The sequence below is a fragment of the Mesorhizobium sp. M4B.F.Ca.ET.214.01.1.1 genome (genome assembly GCF_004791545.1).
In the GTDB taxonomy this organism is placed as follows: domain Bacteria; phylum Pseudomonadota; class Alphaproteobacteria; order Rhizobiales; family Rhizobiaceae; genus Mesorhizobium; species Mesorhizobium abyssinicae.
Map to the genome: position 1 here is coordinate 41,867 of NZ_SRUX01000011.1, position 17,876 is coordinate 59,742.

Here is a 17,876-nt window from a genome sequence, read left to right on the forward strand (position 1 = left end):
CTCGAGGTCAATCCGACCACTTCACCTTGGTCAGATCATTGGCCTGAATCGGCGCGTTCTCCCACAGGCCTTGCAGCTTGGCGTCCCAAACGCCGACCTTCGGCAGTTCGTAGAGGAAGCCGACCACGGCGTGGTCGGCGAGGATCTTCTGCGCCTCACCGAGCAATTCCTTGCGCTTGGCCTCGTCGGAGGTGAGGTTCAGATCGGCGATGACCTTGTCGAAGGCCGGGTTGTCGTAGTTGAAGTAATAGTCCTTGCGCGAATAGATATCGATGTCGTTGGGCTCGGTGTGGGAGACGATGGTGAGGTCGTAGTCCTTCTTGGTGAACACCTGGTCCAGCCACTGCGCCCATTCCACCGGCACGATCTCGAGATCGATGCCGACGTCGCGCAACTCCGAGGCGATGATCTCGCCGCCGAGCCGCGCATAGGAAGGCGGCGGCAGCTTCAGCGTCGCCTTGAAGCCGTTCTCGAGCCCGGCTTGCTTGAGCAGTTCCTTGGCCTTGGCGACATCATGCGGATAACGGCCGGTGAGGTCGACATAGTCCTTGTTGGCGGGCGACATGTGCGAGCCGATCGGCTGGCCGAGCCCCGCCGAGGCGCCATCGATGATCGCCTTGCGATCGAGCGCGTAGGAGATCGCCTGCCTGACCTCGACCTTGTCGAAGGGCGGCTTCTTGTTGTTGATCGACAGGATGGTCTCGCCCTCGGTCGAGCCGATCACGACATGGAAGCGCGGATCGTCCTTGACCTGGGCGACGCTGTCGGGATCGAAGAAAGGGAAGGCCTGGATGTCGCCGGAAAGCAGGGCCGGAACGGCGGCGGCGGCATCGGGGACGATGCGGAACTCGGCCTTGTCGAGAGAGACCGGCGCGCCCCAGTATGCGTCAGATTTCACCAGCGTGATCGACGAGCCCTTGACCCAGTCCTGGAATTTGAACGGGCCGGTGCCGATCGGCTTCTCCTTGTTGGTGTCGGCCGATTTCGGCGACACGATCACCGCGTCGCCCCAGCCCATATTGTAGAGGAAGGAGCCCTGCGGGTTCTTCAGCGTCACCTTGACGGTGGCCGGATCGACGACATCGACCTTGTCGATCGCCGCGAACAGGCCCTTCTGCGCGTTGACCGAATTGTCGGCGCGGGCGCGGTCAAGCGAGAACTTGACGTCGTCGGCGCTGAAGTCGGCGCCGTCATGGAATTTTACGCCGGTATGAAGCTTGAACGTGTAGACCTTGCCGTCGTCGGAAATGCTCCAGCTTTCGGCGAGGTCGGGCAGCACCTCGCCGTTCGGGCCGATGCGGGTCAGGCCTTCGAACACGTTGGCGTAGAGCACTTCGTCGATCGCCGCGGCAGCACCCGCGGTCGGGTCGAGATGCGGGGGTTCGAGCGGAATGCCGATGACGAGATCGGTACGCGCGGCAAAAGCCGAGGTGGCGGTGGCGAGCGCCAGAGCGGCGGCGGCGGCGAGAACGGTCTTCCACAATTTCATCGGGCAACTCCCATCTTCTCAAACCGGGTGGATAGAAGCGTGATTTCGAGGTCGAGTAAATTGCGTTTCGTGCTGTCGGACAGCGCCAGGCGGAATGTTTTTCCCGAAACAGGCGGACTGGCCGACCTCCACTTGCCTGTTTTCGTATGGATCAGTCCGCGACGGTGCCCCGCAACAGCACGTTGAGGCCGATCGCCATCACCTTGGCCGATTCCACCATGTCGGCGATGCCGACCCATTCGTCGGGCCGGTGGGCCAGGTCGAGAATGCCCGGCCCATAGGCGATGCAGTCATAGATGTGGCCGATACGGGCGACGTGCTTCTGGTCGTAGGTACCGGGCGAAATCACATAGTCGGGCTCGCGGTCGAATATCGCCATGATGCCTTGCGCCACAGCTTTCACCACCGGAGCGTCGCGCTCGGTCATCAGCGGCAGCACTTCCATCAGATCGCGGATCTCGTAGTCGAACTTCTTCCGCTCGCGCTTCAGCCGCTCCAGGATATCCGTCACCTGGCTCTTCACCGTGGCGAGGTCCTCCTCGAGCAGGAAGCGCCTGTCGATGGTCAGCCGGCAGGAATCGGGCACGTTGGGGGAGGGCAGGCCGGGACGAAAATCCTCGGTCTGGCCGCCATGGATGGAATTGATGTTCATGGTCGAGCGCTTGGCGCCTTCAGGCACCACCGGCATGCGCGTCACCTTGCGGTCGAGGGCCGGGAACAGTTCATCCTCGAAGGCCTGCAGCACGGCGCCCATGTGGCGCACCGCATTGTCGCCGAGGAACGGCATCGAGCCATGCGCGATCTCGCCCTTGGTCTCGATCTCCGCCCACCAGACGCCGCGATGGCCAAGGCAGATGCGATCCTTGTTCAGCGGTTCCGGAATGATGACGTGGTCGACTTTCGGCTTCGAGAAATAGCCGAGCCTGGCAAGATGGGCGACCCCGCCGAAGCCGCCGGACTCCTCGTCGACCGTACCCGAGATCTCGATGGCGCCCGGGAAGTCCGGGAACACCTCCATGAATGCCTCGGCGGCGATGATCGAGGCCGCCAGCCCGCCCTTCATGTCGCAGGCGCCACGGCCGTAGACCCTGCCGTCCTTCACCAGCCCGGCGAACGGATCGACGGTCCAGCCTTCGCCGGCCTCGACGACGTCGATATGCGAGTTGAAATGCACGCAGGCGCCGGCCGATCTGCCGTCGAAGCGGGCAACGACGTTGACGCGCGGGTAGCGGTCGGTGTCGCCGGGGGTGCCTTCGGCGCGGATGAACTCGGTTTCGAAGCCGCGCTTCCTCAGGCGCTCGCCGACATATTCGGCGCAGGGGCGATAGGCCTCGCCTGGCGGATTGACGGTCGGGAAGCGGATCAGGTCCGCGGTCAGCGCAACGAGGTCGTCGATCCGCGCGTCGACGGCCTTAAGGAGTCGTTCGGTCATTCCTGAAGTTGAGCAGTGAAGCGGGCGACTGGCAAGCGCGACGGCGAAGTCTTTGAAACTACGTGTCGCGGCGGCAACTATGGCGGGAAAATCGTTCAAATTCGCTGCTTTGGATTGGCGAATTCATCAACGAGTGTGTGTTACTTCATTCACCTGCCGTTAAAATGCTGAAAAATCGCGTGATGGCAGGCATGCAAGGGGCAATCAAAGGGGTTTGATCGCATGAAAAAGACTGTTCTCATGGCAACGATACTGGCGACCGCGCTGTTCGGCACCTCGGTCGCAGGCAAGGCTGCCGCACTGGTGGCCAATATCGACGTATCCTCACAAACGATGACCGTCAGCAAATACGGCCAGGTGCTGTACCGCTGGAGCGTGTCCACCGCCCGCAAAGGTTACTTCACGCCGCGCGGCAGCTACCGCCCGCAGTGGACGGCCCGGATGTGGTATTCGCGCAAATACGAGATGTCGCCGATGCCATACTCAGTGTTCTTCCGTGGCGGCTACGCCATCCACGGCACCGGTGCGGTGAAATATCTCGGGCGTCCGGCCTCGCATGGCTGCGTGCGCCTGCACACCGCCAACGCCGCGACCTTCTATTCGATGGTGCGCGAAGCGGGCTACGGCAACACGCGCATCGTGGTCACCGACTGACCTCGCGCGATTGGCTTTCGGCGCCAAAAGCGTTGCAGCAATGCCGCACTGCAACCGGAACTCGCGTCGACGCATGGTTTCCGGTGCCGGCGTCGATTGCGTGAATCTTCGGCGGTGGTAGGTATCGCAACGTTACTTTTTGATGCTTGGGGACTACAATGTATCGACTTGTTTTGAGCGCGGCGATTGCCGTAACCGCTACTTCCGCCTTCGCTGCCGACGCGCCCGTCGTCCTGGACCAGGAACTCGCCCAGCCGCATGTTTCAGGCTACGGCGAGGTATATCTCGGCGGTCTGTACTTCGCGACCCCAGGGGACGATGCAGACGGCACGACCGCCGGCGGCGCCGCCCGGGTCAATTTTCCGATCGACGCCCGCTGGAACATCCAGACCGACGCAGTGATCGATTCGCTGTGGGTCGAAGGTACGAACATCTACAGCTACGGCGGCGCCATCCATGGTTACTGGCGCGATCCGAGCTCGTATGCCCTGGGCGCCTTTGCCACGATCAACGGATATGGCGGCGACGAGGGCCTCGGTAACGCAGGCCTCTACACTTTCACCGTCGGTCCCGAGGCACAGGCTTATTTCGGCAACGTGACGGTCTACGGGCAGGTCTATTACGGACAGCTGCGGGCCAGCGGCGAACCCGAACACTTCGACAATTGGGGCGGCCGCGGCGTCGTGCGGTATTTCGCGCAGGACGATCTGCGCTTCGACGGCGAACTCGGCTTCTCGCGGCTGTCCGGTTTTGGCGGGCATTTCGATACCGTCTCGGCGGCATTGCAGGCGAACTATCGGTTCTCGGGGACCCCTTGGTCAGTGTTTGGCCGCTATCAGCTGGATCACCTGAGCTTCTCGGAAGCTTCGGGCAGCGTGAACATCCACAAATATCTGATCGGCCTGCGGGCAAGCTTCGGTTCGGACACGTTGCTCTCCGAAGATCGCAACGGCGCCACCATGGATACATTCCGGCCGAACTTCACCGTCCCTGCTCCGCTCTGAGGGAGCTTAATCCAGAGCCGCGAGGAGTACTCCTCGCGGCTTTTTTGTTGCGCATCGGAGCAGGGCAATCGGAGCCTCCGCTTGCGCCGACGGCCGCTCATCTGCCAACGCGCATCGCCGTCACGGATCAGATGGAGTGTTGGAGAAAAGACAATCCGGCTCCTGCCAGTGCTTATGAATACTGCAAGTGCCCATGAACGCTGCACAGTATTTGGGCAGATCAAGGCCAAAGCGTTGCAGTAATGTCGCAGGGCTTCAGAACCCGGCTTCTACGCCCGGGTTTGAGGCTGTTCACGCTTGTGTGAACGGGCAGCGATGGTAAATGCCGGATAAGTCAGACATTTGAGGGGCTTCACGATGTATCGACTTCTCTTTGGTGCGGCACTTGCCGCAACGGCCACGTCGGCTTTTGCCGCCGATGCCGTCGCTCCGATCGTTATGGATCAGGAACTCGCCCAGCCGCATGTTTCGGGCTACGTCGAGGCCTATCTCGGCGGGCTGTATGTGACGGCCGCTGGCGAGCACGCGGATGGCACGACCGCAGGCGGCACGGGCCGGGTCAATTTCCCGATCGATTCCCGCTGGAACGTCCAGACAGACGCGTTCGTCGATTCGCTGTGGGCCGAGGGCACCAACATTTACGGCTATGGCGGCGCGGTTCACGGCTACTGGCGCGATCCCAGCGCCTTTGCGCTTGGCGCGTTCGCCTCCGTCACCGGCTATGGCGGCGACGGGTTCGACGACGATCTCTACAGTTTCTCGGTTGGACCGGAAGGCCAAGTCTACATGGGTAATGTGACCGTGTACGGCCAGGTTTACTATGGCCAGTTGCGGGCCAGTGGCTCGTCCGAGCATATCGACACCTGGGGCGGTCGCGGGGTGGTGCGCTATTTCGCCCAGGACAATCTCCGCTTCGATGGTGAACTGGGCTATTCGACGACATCTGTGGGCCCCTTCGACACCAACACCTTCACCGGCGCGCTGCAGGCTACGTACCGGTTTTCCGGAACGGCGTTTTCGGTGTTCGGCCGCTATCAGTTCGAACGCGCGTCCATATCTGCGTTCGACGTAACCGAGAACATCCACAAATATGTGATTGGCGTGCGGGCGAGCTTCGGTTCGGACACATTGCTTGATGAGGATCGCAACGGCGCCACGATGGATACCGGCCGGCCGAACCTCATCCTGCCTTCGTTACTGTAGTATCGGCGGGAAACAAGAGATTTATGGCGAAGACCGCGAAGAGCAATCTTCGCGGTTTTTCTTTGCCGCGTCCAATCTGCGCACGCGATGGCACATTCACCGAGCGGAATGGAAAAGGCTTCGGCGCCCGGTCCTTCAGTCAGAATTTCCCACAAGCGCAACCGATGAACAAACAACGAAGCCGCGAAGGGTCTCTTCGCGGCTTTTGCTTGGTGCGGCGTCAATGGTCAATTCGGGCCGGGCACCGGGTCAGCCGGCCGCTCCTCGGCCTGCCCACGCCGCTTGCGCCGGCGGCCGCTCATCTCCCAACGCTTGTGGAACCACATCCACTGGCCGGGATCCTCGCGCACCCAGCGCTCGACGACGTCGGCGAGAAGCTGGGTGGTGGCGTGGACGTCGACGCTACCGCTTTCGGTGCGCGGCAAGGTCAGCTTGTCCTCGATGTCCAGGCGGAACCGGTTGCCCGGCAGCCGGACGCAGCGGGCGGGATAGACGTCGCAGTCGTAGTGGCGGGCGAGCATGCCCAGCACCGGATTGCTCTGGCACGGACGGCCGAAAAAGGTCGTCTCCAGTCCGCTGGAGAATTTCTGGTCGACAAGCACGCCGATATTGCCGCCGTTCTCCAGGATGGCGGCAAGCGCGAAGGACGCGCCGGTCGAGGAGGGCAGCAAGCCCCCCATGGTCGAGCGGCGCGTCGAGTGGATGTAGTCGGCGAGATAGGGATTGTTGGGCGGGCGAAACAGCGCGGTGATGTTCATGCCGAAGGTGGCGGCGGCCACCGGCAGCAATTCGAAATTGCCGAGATGGCCGGTGAACAGGATATGCGGCTTCTTCTCGCCGGCGATCTCGACGAAATGCTCGACGCCACGGACGTCGACGCGGCCGGGCTTTGTCGCTTTCGGATCATAATCGAAGAGGGCGTCGAGGAAGATGTACTCGGCCGCCAGCCGGGCCATGTTGCCCCACATGTCGAGCGCGATGGCCTCGATCTCGGCGTCGCTCTTTTCGGGATAGGCAAGGCGCAGATTGTTGACCGCAACGCGGTGACGTCCGACCAGCGGGCCAATGCGGCGGGCGACGCGGTCGGCGAAGTTGAGCGCCTTGTCCGGCGGCAGGAGCCGCAGCAGCGAGATCATCGCCATGGCCAGGCGCGCCACCAGCCAGTGCTCCATCTGGCGCAGCCGCCGGCCGTAGCGGAACATGAAGTCCCGGCGGGCTTTCTTGAGCACCTTGCCGACCATTGCCCTAGACGCGCAGGATGATCTTGCCGAACACGTCGCGGCCTTCCATGCGCTTCAGCGCCGCGTCGATGTCGTCGAAGCCGACTTCGGTGTCGATGACGGGAGCGACGAGGCCGGCCGCCATCTTCTGCATGGCATCGGCCATGTTCTCCATGCGGCAGCCGAAGGAGCCGAGCAGCTTCAGCTGCTGCTGGAAGAGCTGCATAAGATTGACCTGCGTCGACACGCCGGAGGTCGAGCCGCAGGTGACAAGGCGGCCACCGCGCTTGAGGCACAGCATCGAGCCGGCGAAGGTGTCGGCGCCGACATGCTCGAACACGACGTCGACGCCCTTCTTCTTCGTCAGCTTGCGCACGACGCCTTCGAAACGGTCCTCGCGGTAGTTGATGACATGATCGGCGCCGAGCGCCTTGGCCTTGTCGATCTTGTCGTTGGAGCCGACGGTGGTGATGACGGTGCAGCCCATCTTTTTCGCCAGCTGGATCGCGGCGGTGCCGATGCCGGAACCGCCGGCATGGACGAGGATGGTCTCGCCGGGCTCGAGCTTTGCATTGTCGAACAGCATGTGCTCGACCGTGCCGAAGGTAACGGGCGCGACCGCCGCGCCGATCTCGCTGACGCCGGGCGGGGCGGGGACCAGCAGGCGGGCCGGCAGGTTGATCTTCTCTTGCGCGAAGCCGTCGAGGTGGAAGCCATGAACGCCGGAGACGTGCTCGCAGAGATTGTCGCGGCCTTCGCGGCAGGCCCGGCAAAGGCCACAGGTGCGCGCGCCATAGATCGAGACCAGCTGTCCCGGCAGAAGGCTGGAGACGCCGGGTCCGACGGCGTCGACCTCGCCCGAGGCCTCGGCGCCGACGACAAGCGGCAGCTTGCGCTTGGCGAAGGCCATGCCGCGCCAGCCCCAGACGTCGATATGGTTCAGCGCCACCGCCTTGATGCGAAGCGTCACTTCGCCGAGCGAAGGCGGCGGGGGAGGCGGCAGGTCCACCGTTTCAAGACGGCGGTCCTCGATAAGTTGCAATGCGCGCATTGGGCCTGTCAGTTCGTCAAAAGCGGGAAAACGTCCGCTTAGACCGGTTCCCTCGCCATGACAAGGCAGGTGTTCTGGCCGCCGAAGCCGAAGGAGTTCGACAATACGGTGCCGACCTCGGCGTTCCGCTGCTTGTTGGGCACCACGTCGAGCACGATCGCCGGGTCGGGATTGTCGTAATTGATGGTCGGCGGAATGACGCTTTCGCGCATGGTCATCAGCGAGAAAGCGGCCTCGACCGCGCCGGCTGCCGACAGCGTGTGGCCGATCATCGACTTGTTGGACGAGATCGGCATCGAGCCGATCCGCTCGCCGAATACGGTCGACAACGACAGATGCTCCATCTTGTCGTTTTCAGGCGTCGAGGTGCCATGCGCGTTGACGTAGTCGATCTCGTCCTCGCTCAGGCCGGCATCGGCAAGGGCGGCGCGCACCGCAGCGATCGCCGGCGAACCATCGGGCTTGGAGCGGGTACGGTGGAAATCGTCGGCCTTTTCGCCGCAGCCGCGCATGATGCCGAGGATAGGGGCGCCACGGGCAAGGGCCGCCTCCAGCGATTCCAGCACCAGCGCGCCGGATCCCTCGGCCAGCACAAAGCCGTCGCGATCCTTGGAAAAAGGCTTCGACGCCTTTTCCGGGATGTCGTTGTGAGTGGAGAGCGCCGAAAGCAGCGAGAAGCGGATCAGCGCCTCGGCGGTCGCCGAGCCGTCGGCGCCGATCGACAGCGCCTTGTCGCATTCGCCGCGGCGGATCGCCTCGACGCCGAGCTGGATGGCGGTGGCGCCGGAAGCGCAGGCGGTCGACAGCGTGATCGGCAGGCCGCGCGTTCCGAAACGGTCGGCCAGCCGGTCGGCGATCGAACCGAACTGGGTGGTCTCGAAGATGTCGAGCTCCTTCAGCGCGCGCGCCACGCGCAGCAGCCTCTCGGCGCCGGCATCCTGCTTGTCGGAATTGTAGAGCGAAAAACGGTCGGCCCAGTCGAGTTCGACCGGCGGCGAGGCAAGGAAGAGCGGTCCGGCGAAATCGCCGCTGTCGAGCCCGGCTTCCGCCACCGCCTCCTGCGCCGCGGTCTCGGCCAGCTCGTAGGTGAGGGGGCTGGCGCCCTTGGAGCTTGACGGCAGGAAGTCGACCATGCCGGAGATGCGGGTGTTCAGATGATCGACCGGAAAGCGGGTGATCGGGTGGATGCCGGACTTGCCGGAGGTGAGCGCCGCCCAATTGTCGGCCTTGCCGACGCCCAGCGACGTCACCACGCCGATGCCGGTGACGGCGACGATCGGCCTGCCCATGTGGTCGTTCAGATTGGCCATGTTTTGTCCCTGGTGGTCACTCAGGCCGCCTTGATCAGCCCCATGCCCTCGAATTGGTGATAGCCGATCGCCGTTGCAAGCACGGTCGTGGGAATGCCGGCGAACGGCTTCTCGGTCGCGGCATCGAAAGCGGGATAGGCGGCCTTGCGCTCGACGGTGAGCGCCGCCAGCGCCACGGCGAAGGGGAACTGCGCCTCCTTCATATGGCCGGTCAGCGTCGAAAAGGCACGCGCCGCGATCGCCGGGTGGGCGGCGAACGCGGCTCTTTCGGCCGCTGTGGCGGTGTGGGCGCCGGAGGCGCCGGAGATCGCCAGCAATTCGCCATTCGGCAGCGCCGTCTGATCGAGCAAGGTCGCGATCTCGGCATCGAGCCCGCCGTTCCGCCGCTTGGCGCGGCCGGAAACGATGGGGCCGAGCTCGGCGTAGATCTTGCGCCCGCGGCTCGTCGCGTGCTCGCGCTGCTCCAGCACCAGGAAAGCGCCGCCAGATCCGGTCACCACGCCGCCGCCTTCGCCGCCCTGCCTTTGCCAGACAGGCTTCCAGGCGCCACGATGGAGGTAGCCGGCCAACTCGTAGCCGAGCAGCATGTCGGAATGTTCGGTCTGGAAGGCGCCGCCGACCAGCACATGCGTCGACTGTCCCGAGCGGATGCGCGCGGCCGCCGTCTCGACGGCGGCGACGCCAGCGCCTTCCTCGCCCATGAAGGTGCGGGACGACCCGGTGACCTTGTGGACGATCGAGATGTTGCCAGCGAGCAAATTGGAGAGCTGGGCGAGGAACAGCGTCGGGCGCAGTTCAGTGGTCAGCTTCTCGTTGAGCAGCACGTCGCGGTCGTTGCGGCTTTCGGATGCGGCGAGGATGGCGGCATCGACCGCCTCGTCGCGCTCGCCGCCGCCGGCTGCCACCACCATGTCCATGGTCGCGCAGAGCTCGTCATTGCCCTTGATGCCGGCATCGTCCAGCGCCAGACCCGCCGCATAGGTGCCGAGCCGCTGCCACGTCTCCATCTGCCGCTGGTCGCCGCGCTTGGCGATCTGCAGGTTCCAGTCGATCTCCGGCAGCGGGTGGATGGTATAGGGCGCAAAGCGCCCGGCATCGAGCACCGGCTCAAGGCCGGGCTGGGCGAGCTTCTGCCAGTGCGCATCCGGGCCCTCTCCCAGCGAGGAGACAAGGCCGATACCGGTGATGACGACGTCGTGGGGGCTGCTCATGGGCGGCTTTGTGGGTCACGTGGCCGGGCGCGTCAAGTTCGCGCCCGAACCGCCTCAGGCGTTCTTGGCCGCGACCAGCGCGTCGATCTTGGCGCACAGGTTCTTCATGACGAAATAGTCGTCGGTCGAGGCCTTGCCGTCGTTGACCTCCTGCGTCCACTTCTCCAGCGGCACCTTGATGCCGAATTCCTTGTCGATGGCAAAGACGATGTCGAGGAAATCGAGGCTGTCGATGCCGAGATCGTCGATGGTGTGGCTTTCGGGCGTGATCGTCTCGATATCGATCTCGCTGGTGTCGGCAATGATCTTGGCGACTTTGTCGAACGTGGTGGACAAGGGCTCTTCCTTCGGTTGCGGGCGGAATCTGTCCGCATCTTGTTTGGGCGCTGTCTAATCGGTTTTTCCGGGCAGGAAAAGGGCTGATAAGCCCGGTGCAGATGGGATGCTGGCTTTCGAAACGCAAGAAGGGCCGCCGGATTGCCGGCGGCCCTTCCCATTTGACGTCACGTCAGCTCAGTTTTCACGGAGCTTAACCAGGTCGTTCAGCAGTCCGCCCGTCCCGTTATGGACGGTCAGCCGCTCGACCTTGCCGGCGATGGCTTCCAGAGCCTCGAGCTCCTTCAGCCGCAGCATCACCGGGTTCTCGGCCATCACCTTGGCCGTGTTGAGGAGCGAACGCGTCGCGTTCGTCTCCTCGCGCCGGCGGATGACGTTGGCCTCGGCCTGCTTCTCGGCCGAAACCACCTGGTTGAGGATCTCGCGCATCTCGCCCGGCAGGATCACATCCTTGAGCGCGATGTCGCTGACCTCGACCCCGATCTCGGCCATGTCGGCGCGGACCTTGGCCGCCGCCTCCTCGTCGACCGTCACCTTCTTTTCAAGGATCTGGTCGAGCGTGAGCGCGCCAAGCGTCTTGCGGAAGGCGTACTGCAGGGCGCGGTAGAGGGCTTCAGAGAAGTCCTTCACCGCGCTCACCGCCTTGACCGGATCGAGGACCCGGTATTCGGCGGCGATGTTGACGCGGATCGTCACGCGATCCTTGGTCAGCACTTCCTGCCCGGCGACGTCGAGCGACTGGCGCTTGAGGTCGACGACCTTGATCTGCACCATGCGCCCGACGTTCCAGAAGGCGTGCACGCCCGCGGCAAGCGTCCGCGCCAGCGCCCCGTCGACGAACAGCAGTCCGGCCTGACCGTCGACCACCGGGTGAACGGACATCAGTTCCGTCTTGCGGGCCTGGCCGAGCCGGCGCATGAGAGCCGGATCGATCGCAAGATCGGCCGAGGTGTCGACCAGCGTCACCTTCCACGGGCCGGCATCGGTCCACAGCACGAGCTTGCGATCCGGCGCCAGGACGGCATGGAGGTTGCCGTCACGCTCGATGACGGCGACATCCGTACGCCCGGTGCGAACGACGGTGAAATGACGCGCCGCCACCTCCGGCAGCTTGTCGAACAACGCCTTCTCGTAGGCCGAAACGAATTCCGGGTTCTTCAGGTCGTGCCGGGACACTTCAAGGCGTCCGCGCCGGTTGGCAAGCCAATGCTCGCCCGGCATCAGGACAGCCTTGATCTCCCCCTTGTAGAGGGTGACGGCCCGTTCGTTTTCCTTAACAAGGACGCGCTCGCGCCCCAGAACCTTATCGAGAATGGTCATTGTCTTCACTCCTGTCGGGCATGGCCCCATGCGAGGCGTCAACTCATGCGTCGATCATCCTTTTCGTTTCTCGTTTCCCTTTTCCCGGCACGAATGATCCGGAGACCGGTGGCATCGCCAAGCAGCGGGCTTTCGGGAGCGGATCGCGAGGCAGCGAAGCGGGCGCCGGAGGCCTTGGCCTCCCTAGCCGGCGACACTGCGCCTTGATCGTCACCGCGGGCCTGGCCGCGAGCCGATGGCGTTGGATCTGCCGGTACGGCCTTGGCCCGAAGGCTTCGGCCGTCCGTCAGCTCTTTCGCATTCCGGTCCCCGGACCGATTTTCCGAATAACACCGTGACAGGGTGGCTTGGCTTGGAAGGCCAATGGAGAAGGATTCGAACCTTCGACCGTCAGATTCGTGATCTGATGCTCTACCCAACTGAGCTATCCGTGGTGCAGACAGCAGGATTCGAACCTGCGACCTCCGGATCCAAATCCGGCGCTCTCCCCCTGAGCTACATCCGCGATCCCAACCTCCGAAACGGCGCCGTACACAGGGCGGCAGTGCCGCCTGCGCGGGCGGAGACGAAAGCTCCAACCGCTGTGCTCGCTTCGGTTTTCGTGACCGGGAGCGCGCCTATAGACCCTGCGACGGGTTGTCGCAAGCGGCATTGTCGCGGCGGCTTTGCGGCTTCTTTCGGCAGTGGCATTTCGGCAACAGTTGCAACCATCGCCTGTATCAGGCTCGCGCCCGTCAGAAAGTGACGCGGCCAAGCACCCTTAGGCCGTCGCCCTGTGGCTCGACCACCACCGCTTCGCCTTCGCGCGGCGCGACGCCGGTCAGCGCCATGATGTTCTCCAGATGGGTGACCAGCACCAGATTGTCGGAACCGGAATAGCCGCGAATCTCCTTGAGCGTCGCCTCAAGCTGTGCGGCCTTCTCGGCGGGATCGGTCTTCAGGAGGTCGAGCGGCGCGAAAGGCTCGGGCTCGGCCTCGAAGGCGATGCGGGCGGTGTCGAGGCAGCGGCAGTAGCGGCTGGAGAGCACGCGCTCGATGGGTGCTGCGCGGGCGGCGAACAGGGCGCCGATCCGGCTCGCCTGCTGCTGGCCGCGCGCCGACAAATTGAGCTGGGTCGGGCATTTGGCGATGTCGAAATTGGCCGGATCGGCAGCGCCGGTGACCATGGCATGGCGCAAAAGCACGATATGGCCGCCGTCGCGCAGCAGCGCCCAGCCGGCATCCGTCGCATGCGCCGTGGCAGAAGCGAGGAGCAGCATCAGCGCCAGGAGAAATCGAACCATCAGCCATCCTTCTTGCATCCACCGGCAGCGACGGCGGTGAGCGCCATATAGGGACCGCAAAGCCGGCTGAAAGACAAGCTCGGGCTATTTCTTCGCCAGTTGCTGCTTCACCAGCTCGATCTTCTTGTCGGTGAGCGGGATCGGGATGGTGTAGCCGGCTTCGACAAAACCCTCCTTGGCATTTTCGAAGAACTCGATCGCTTTCAAATAATCGGCGTCGCCTCCGCCCTGGCTGGCGCGGTTCCAATAGACATCGCCGAGGTTGTTCTGCGCGAAGGCCCACTGCAGCGGCTGGCTGTCGCGGGTGAACACTTTGAGCGTCGCCTGGAAGGCCGCTTCGGCCTCGTCCAGATATTTGCCGCTGCGTTCGAGCGTGCCGAGATTAAGCAGGCTCATGCCGATGCCGTTCTGGGCGTTCGCCCAATCGACGGGTGCCGCTTCCAAGGTCAGCACCTCGAGCGCGGCCCGGCGCGCGGCGACCGACTCGGCCAGGGACGTGGTATCGCCTTCGGCCATGCTCAGCCAATGCAGCGCCGAGCCGAGGCCGGCCTGGGCCAGCGCCCATTGCCGCGGCGTCGTCTCGCGCTTGTATTCTCGCAACGCGTCCCGATAGGCCGTCACCGCATCCTTGTAGTGTTCCGGCTTGTCGGACAGGCCGCCGAGCAATTGCAGCGTGTTGCCGAGATTGTAGGCGGTCATCGCCCAGTCGAGCGGAAAGGCGCGCCTGGTGTAGATGCGCCGCGCCGCCCGGAAGGCGGCAACCGACTGCTCCAGTCTCGCCGGATCGCGGGCGCGCTGGCCGAGCGTCTGGTAGACCGAGCCGAGATTGTTCTGGGTGGAAGCCCAGTCCATCGGGAAACGCTTGCGGGTGAAGACGCTCAGCGCATCGCCATAGGCCGTCGCCGCTTCTTCGAGCTCGCCGGTGCCGAGATCGAAGCGGGCGGCGCTGCTCAGCGCGTTGCCGAGATTGAGCCGGCTGGTCGCCCAGGAAACCGGGAAGGTCTCGCGCGTGCGGATCTCGAGCGCGGCGCGGAAGGCCGCGGCCGCCTCGGTGATCTTCGCCTGATCGTTGAGCTGCGTGCCCAGCGACACCAGCGTGTTGCCGAGATTGTTCTCAACCATTGCCCACTGCACCGGCGCCTTCTCGCGCGTGTACTCCTGCAGCGCCAGCCGATAGGCGGCCTCGGCGTCAACAAGGCGCTCGCCGCCGGGCTCGCGTTCCGAGAGCGCGTAAAGCGCCAGGCCGAGATTGTTCTGCGAGGCGGCCCAGTCGAGCGGAACCTTGTCGCGCGGCCGCTTTTCCAGCGTCGCGCGCATGGCGGCAACCGCCTCGTTCACGCGCTTGGGGTCGCTCTCCCGTTCGCCGATCTTCAACAGGACATTGGCGAGATTGTTCTGGGCTGCGGCCCAGTTGAGGTCGTCCTTCTCGCGCTCGAAGACGACCAGCGAGTCCCGGAAGATCCGTGCCGCTTCATCGAGCCTGGCCGTGTCGGTTTCGCGCTCGCCAATGGTCTGCAGCACCACCGCCATGTTGTTGCGGGTGATCGCCCAGTCGCGGTTCTGTTGGCCATTGGGAATAAAGCCGAGGATGACCTGATAGGCATCGATCGCCTGCTCGAGCGCCTTCCTGTCGCCGGTGGCATCGCCATGCGCGTTCAGCGCCTCGGCCTCCTGGTTCTTGTAATTCCAGCGCAGCTTGTCGTCCCACTTCTCGACCAGCGAGAACGCCTTGCCGTAGTCACTGGCGGCGGCGCTGTAGTCGAAGACCAGCGCCGAGGCATCGGCTCGCCTGGCATAGATGGCGGCATCGGCAAGGCGCTTCTGCCGGACCAGTTCCTCCGCCTGGTCGACGGCGCCGCGGGTCTGCTCGACCCGGCTCACCGCTTCGTCGAGGAACTTGTGCGCGGTGACTATCGCGCCCTGGCCGATCGCCTTGTCGGCCGAGGCTACGAGGCGCTTGATCTCGGGGTCGTCGGTGCTGAGCGCGTCGCGCTCTGACAGCATCTTCTTCAGCCGCTCGGCCTGGGCATCGAGGAGCTTTTCCAGGTCCGTTGGGTCCTCGGGTATCTTCTCCGTGCCCAGTGCCCTGAGCACGCCATAGAGCGCGTCGAGCGGCACGCCGTCCTGCTGCGAAGCCAGTTCCACTTGCGAGCGCTTCGGATCGGGCAGGTCGGCGATGGTCAAAAGCAGCTGCCGCCGCTCGCCGGTGATCAGCCCGTCATCGCCGGCCGGCTCCGGCGGCGCGACGCCGAAATAGAGCAGCCGGCGCAGGCTTTCGTTGACCCATGGCCGTTGCCTGGCCTTGGTGTCGAGATAGACCTCCTCGGTCACCATGCGCATGACCGAGCCGAATTCGGTGCCCTTCATCGCGGCGAGGTGGCGCAGAAGCGCCGCCGCATAGGGACTGTTCTCGCCGGCGGCGCCATCGAGCGCCGGGCGTCCGGGCTCGGCGGCGAAGCCGACCACGGTTCCTAGGTTTTCCGTCGCCGGCGCGCTGCCGAGCGCCTTGGCGCCGCGCACCGGTTCCAGCCCGCCGGCTCCGATCGGCGAGGCCGAGGCGGTCGGCGCGCGGCGCAACTCAGCGTCAGGCGGAAACGGATTGGTGCGGCAGGCATCGAGCAGCATGATCGTCACCGGCACCGTCTTCTTCAGCTCCTCCATGACGGCGGAGATCGGCACCAGGGCGTTGTCGGCATCCTTCAGCGAGGACATATCGGCATCGACCGGGACCAGGTAGTTCTCGCCGCCGGCCTCGATGCCGTGGCCGGAATAATAGATGAAGGCGACATCGGCACCCTCGGCGTCCTCGACGAAGCGCTCGAGGTCGCGCTTCAGTTTCGCGGCATCGCGATCGGTGACGCTGCGGGCATCGAAGCCGAGATCGGTCAGCATCTTGGCCATGTCGCGGGCGTCGTTGGCCGGGTTTGGCAGGGTGGCGATGTGCTCGTAGGCCGATTGGCCGACGATGAGAGCGACGCCCTTGAGGTTCTCCGCGCCGTTGGCCAGCGTCGCGACGAGACAGAGCAAGCCGGTGACGAAAACCGTCAGCCACGCCCTTGCCGAAAGGTGATGGTTCGGGGTTTTGAGCAAACCCATTCGCCGCGTATCCCCCTGACGATCCCAAGCCTCTATAACGCTGCCAGCCGACCTTGATCAATTCGGGCGGGGGCAGGAAGCGGGGTAGGCCTTCCTCGGCCGGCGCGATTGCGTTGCAAACGGGGCTCGCCTATCACGGGAAAAATGTCCCCGCTCACCGAAACCGTCCTTTTCGTCTTCAGCCTCGTCGCGCTCGGCTACCTTGCCGGGTTCACCGGCTATCTGAGGCCGGCGAGCGGCGAGGGCATCTCGGAATTCGCCATCAACGTGGCGATGCCGCTGCTTCTGTTCCAGACGATGGTGAAGTCCGATTTCCACGGCGTGGCGCCGTGGTCGCTATGGGGCGCCTATTTTACGGCAGTGGCCATCACCTGGGCGGTGGGGCATCTCGTCACCACGCGGGTCTTCGGCAGGGATTCGCGCACGGGCATCGTCGGCGGCGTGTCGTCTGGCTATTCCAACATCGTCCTGCTCGGCGCGCCCTTCATCCTCGGCATATTCGGACCGAGCGGCTTCGAGGTCCTGTCGCTGCTGGTCTCCGTCCACCTGCCGGTCACGATGATGGCCTCGATCGTCCTGTTCGAGATGTTCGGCCGCGGCGCCGGCGAGCCCGCGCATCCGCTGCGCGTCGTCACCAGCTTCCTCAGGCGGCTGTTCCTCAATCCGCTGGTCATCGGCATACTCGCCGGACTTGCCTTCCGCCTGAGCGGCGCGCCGCTGCCGGAGCTCGTCTCGCGTGTGGTCGATGCCCTGGCGGATACCGCCGGGCCGGTGGCGCTGTTCGCCATGGGGCTCAGCCTGCGCCGCTTCGGCATCTCCGGCAACATCCGGCCGGCTCTGGCGCTGTCTGCGCTGAAACTCTTCCTGATGCCGGGGCTGGTGCTTGGCCTGGTCTGGCTGCTCGGCTTGCCGCCGCTGACGGCCAAGGTGGCGGTGGTGGTGGCGGCGTTGCCCTCGGGCATCAATTCCTACCTGATCGCCGTCCAGTTCAACACCGGCCAGGCGCTGGCGTCGAACCAGATAACCATCGCGACGGCGAGCGCGGTGGTGACCACGTCCTTCTGGCTGACGGTGGTTCTCCACGTCTTCGGATAGGGGAGCGGCCGCGCGGCCAACTCTCGCCTTTGCTGGTCCAACCCCTATATGCCATCTTGCGATTGCTTGCCGGCCTTTCCCTAGGTAAGAGCAGTGCGCCAGCGTGCGGCCACGGGGCACGCCCAACGAATATCCAGAAAAACGGCCGATCAGCGCGCCGAACGGAGGCTAG

General features: G+C 64.5%; 14 protein-coding genes and 2 tRNA genes. 4 read left to right on the top strand and 12 right to left on the bottom strand.

The annotated features are described in order from the left end of the window. Nucleotides 1–7 precede the first annotated feature (7 nt). On the bottom strand, nucleotides 8–1,489 hold the full coding sequence (locus tag EN857_RS21395; RefSeq protein WP_128346156.1) for an ABC transporter substrate-binding protein: 1,482 nt from the start codon (nucleotides 1,487–1,489) through the stop codon (nucleotides 8–10). A gap of 151 nt (nucleotides 1,490–1,640) precedes the next feature. Beyond that, complete coding sequence (locus tag EN857_RS21400) at nucleotides 1,641–2,921, bottom strand: acetylornithine deacetylase/succinyl-diaminopimelate desuccinylase family protein (RefSeq protein WP_135858347.1); 1,281 nt, start codon at nucleotides 2,919–2,921, stop codon at nucleotides 1,641–1,643. Between the two features lie 222 nt (nucleotides 2,922–3,143). On the opposite strand from EN857_RS21400, the gene EN857_RS21405 reads away from it, so the two are divergent. The 3 genes from EN857_RS21405 (at nucleotide 3,144) to EN857_RS21415 (ending at nucleotide 5,782) form a co-directional block, all read left to right on the top strand. After that, nucleotides 3,144–3,575: a L,D-transpeptidase gene (locus EN857_RS21405; protein WP_127285696.1), complete on the top strand. Its 432-nt coding sequence runs from the start codon at nucleotides 3,144–3,146 to the stop codon at nucleotides 3,573–3,575. A 158-nt stretch (nucleotides 3,576–3,733) separates the two neighbouring features. Further along, a complete protein-coding gene (locus EN857_RS21410; protein ID WP_128346155.1) occupies nucleotides 3,734–4,579 on the top strand; it encodes a hypothetical protein in 846 nt (281 codons plus the stop codon). A gap of 342 nt (nucleotides 4,580–4,921) precedes the next feature. Next, nucleotides 4,922–5,782, top strand: coding sequence for a hypothetical protein (locus EN857_RS21415; RefSeq protein WP_135898833.1), 861 nt, complete (start codon nucleotides 4,922–4,924; stop codon nucleotides 5,780–5,782). A gap of 227 nt (nucleotides 5,783–6,009) precedes the next feature. On the opposite strand, the gene EN857_RS21420 is transcribed toward EN857_RS21415, so the two are convergent. From EN857_RS21420 to EN857_RS21465, 10 genes are all read right to left on the bottom strand, one after another. Then, nucleotides 6,010–7,023 (bottom strand): lipid A biosynthesis lauroyl acyltransferase, encoded by a 1,014-nt coding sequence (locus EN857_RS21420; RefSeq protein ID WP_127311765.1) that lies wholly within the window; start codon nucleotides 7,021–7,023, stop codon nucleotides 6,010–6,012. 4 nt (nucleotides 7,024–7,027) lie between these two features. Continuing rightward, nucleotides 7,028–8,053 carry a zinc-binding dehydrogenase gene (locus tag EN857_RS21425; RefSeq protein ID WP_127285699.1) on the bottom strand — a complete coding sequence of 342 codons (1,026 nt, stop codon included), beginning with the start codon at nucleotides 8,051–8,053 and terminating at the stop codon, nucleotides 7,028–7,030. A 38-nt stretch (nucleotides 8,054–8,091) separates the two neighbouring features. Beyond that, a complete protein-coding gene (locus tag EN857_RS21430; RefSeq protein ID WP_127393278.1) occupies nucleotides 8,092–9,363 on the bottom strand; it encodes a beta-ketoacyl-ACP synthase in 1,272 nt (423 codons plus the stop codon). Between the two features lie 20 nt (nucleotides 9,364–9,383). Then, nucleotides 9,384–10,574 (bottom strand): beta-ketoacyl-ACP synthase, encoded by a 1,191-nt coding sequence (locus EN857_RS21435; RefSeq protein ID WP_135858353.1) that lies wholly within the window; start codon nucleotides 10,572–10,574, stop codon nucleotides 9,384–9,386. A 54-nt stretch (nucleotides 10,575–10,628) separates the two neighbouring features. Continuing rightward, entirely contained in the window at nucleotides 10,629–10,910 is a 282-nt protein-coding gene (locus EN857_RS21440) for an acyl carrier protein (protein WP_126054139.1), read from the bottom strand. 177 nt (nucleotides 10,911–11,087) lie between these two features. Then, complete coding sequence (locus EN857_RS21445) at nucleotides 11,088–12,230, bottom strand: slipin family protein (RefSeq protein WP_189340610.1); 1,143 nt, start codon at nucleotides 12,228–12,230, stop codon at nucleotides 11,088–11,090. A gap of 353 nt (nucleotides 12,231–12,583) precedes the next feature. Then, a tRNA-Arg gene (locus tag EN857_RS21450) sits at nucleotides 12,584–12,659 on the bottom strand. A gap of 2 nt (nucleotides 12,660–12,661) precedes the next feature. Continuing rightward, nucleotides 12,662–12,735, bottom strand: a tRNA-OTHER gene (locus tag EN857_RS21455). Between the two features lie 229 nt (nucleotides 12,736–12,964). Beyond that, entirely contained in the window at nucleotides 12,965–13,513 is a 549-nt protein-coding gene (locus EN857_RS21460; RefSeq protein ID WP_127311155.1) for a histidine phosphatase family protein, read from the bottom strand. Between the two features lie 84 nt (nucleotides 13,514–13,597). After that, nucleotides 13,598–16,609 (bottom strand): caspase family protein, encoded by a 3,012-nt coding sequence (locus tag EN857_RS21465; protein WP_135858355.1) that lies wholly within the window; start codon nucleotides 16,607–16,609, stop codon nucleotides 13,598–13,600. A gap of 144 nt (nucleotides 16,610–16,753) precedes the next feature. On the opposite strand from EN857_RS21465, the gene EN857_RS21470 reads away from it, so the two are divergent. Next, the gene (locus EN857_RS21470) at nucleotides 16,754–17,704 is read left to right on the top strand and encodes an AEC family transporter (protein ID WP_135858358.1); all 951 of its coding nucleotides are present in this window, start codon (nucleotides 16,754–16,756) and stop codon (nucleotides 17,702–17,704) included. Nucleotides 17,705–17,876 lie beyond the last annotated feature (172 nt).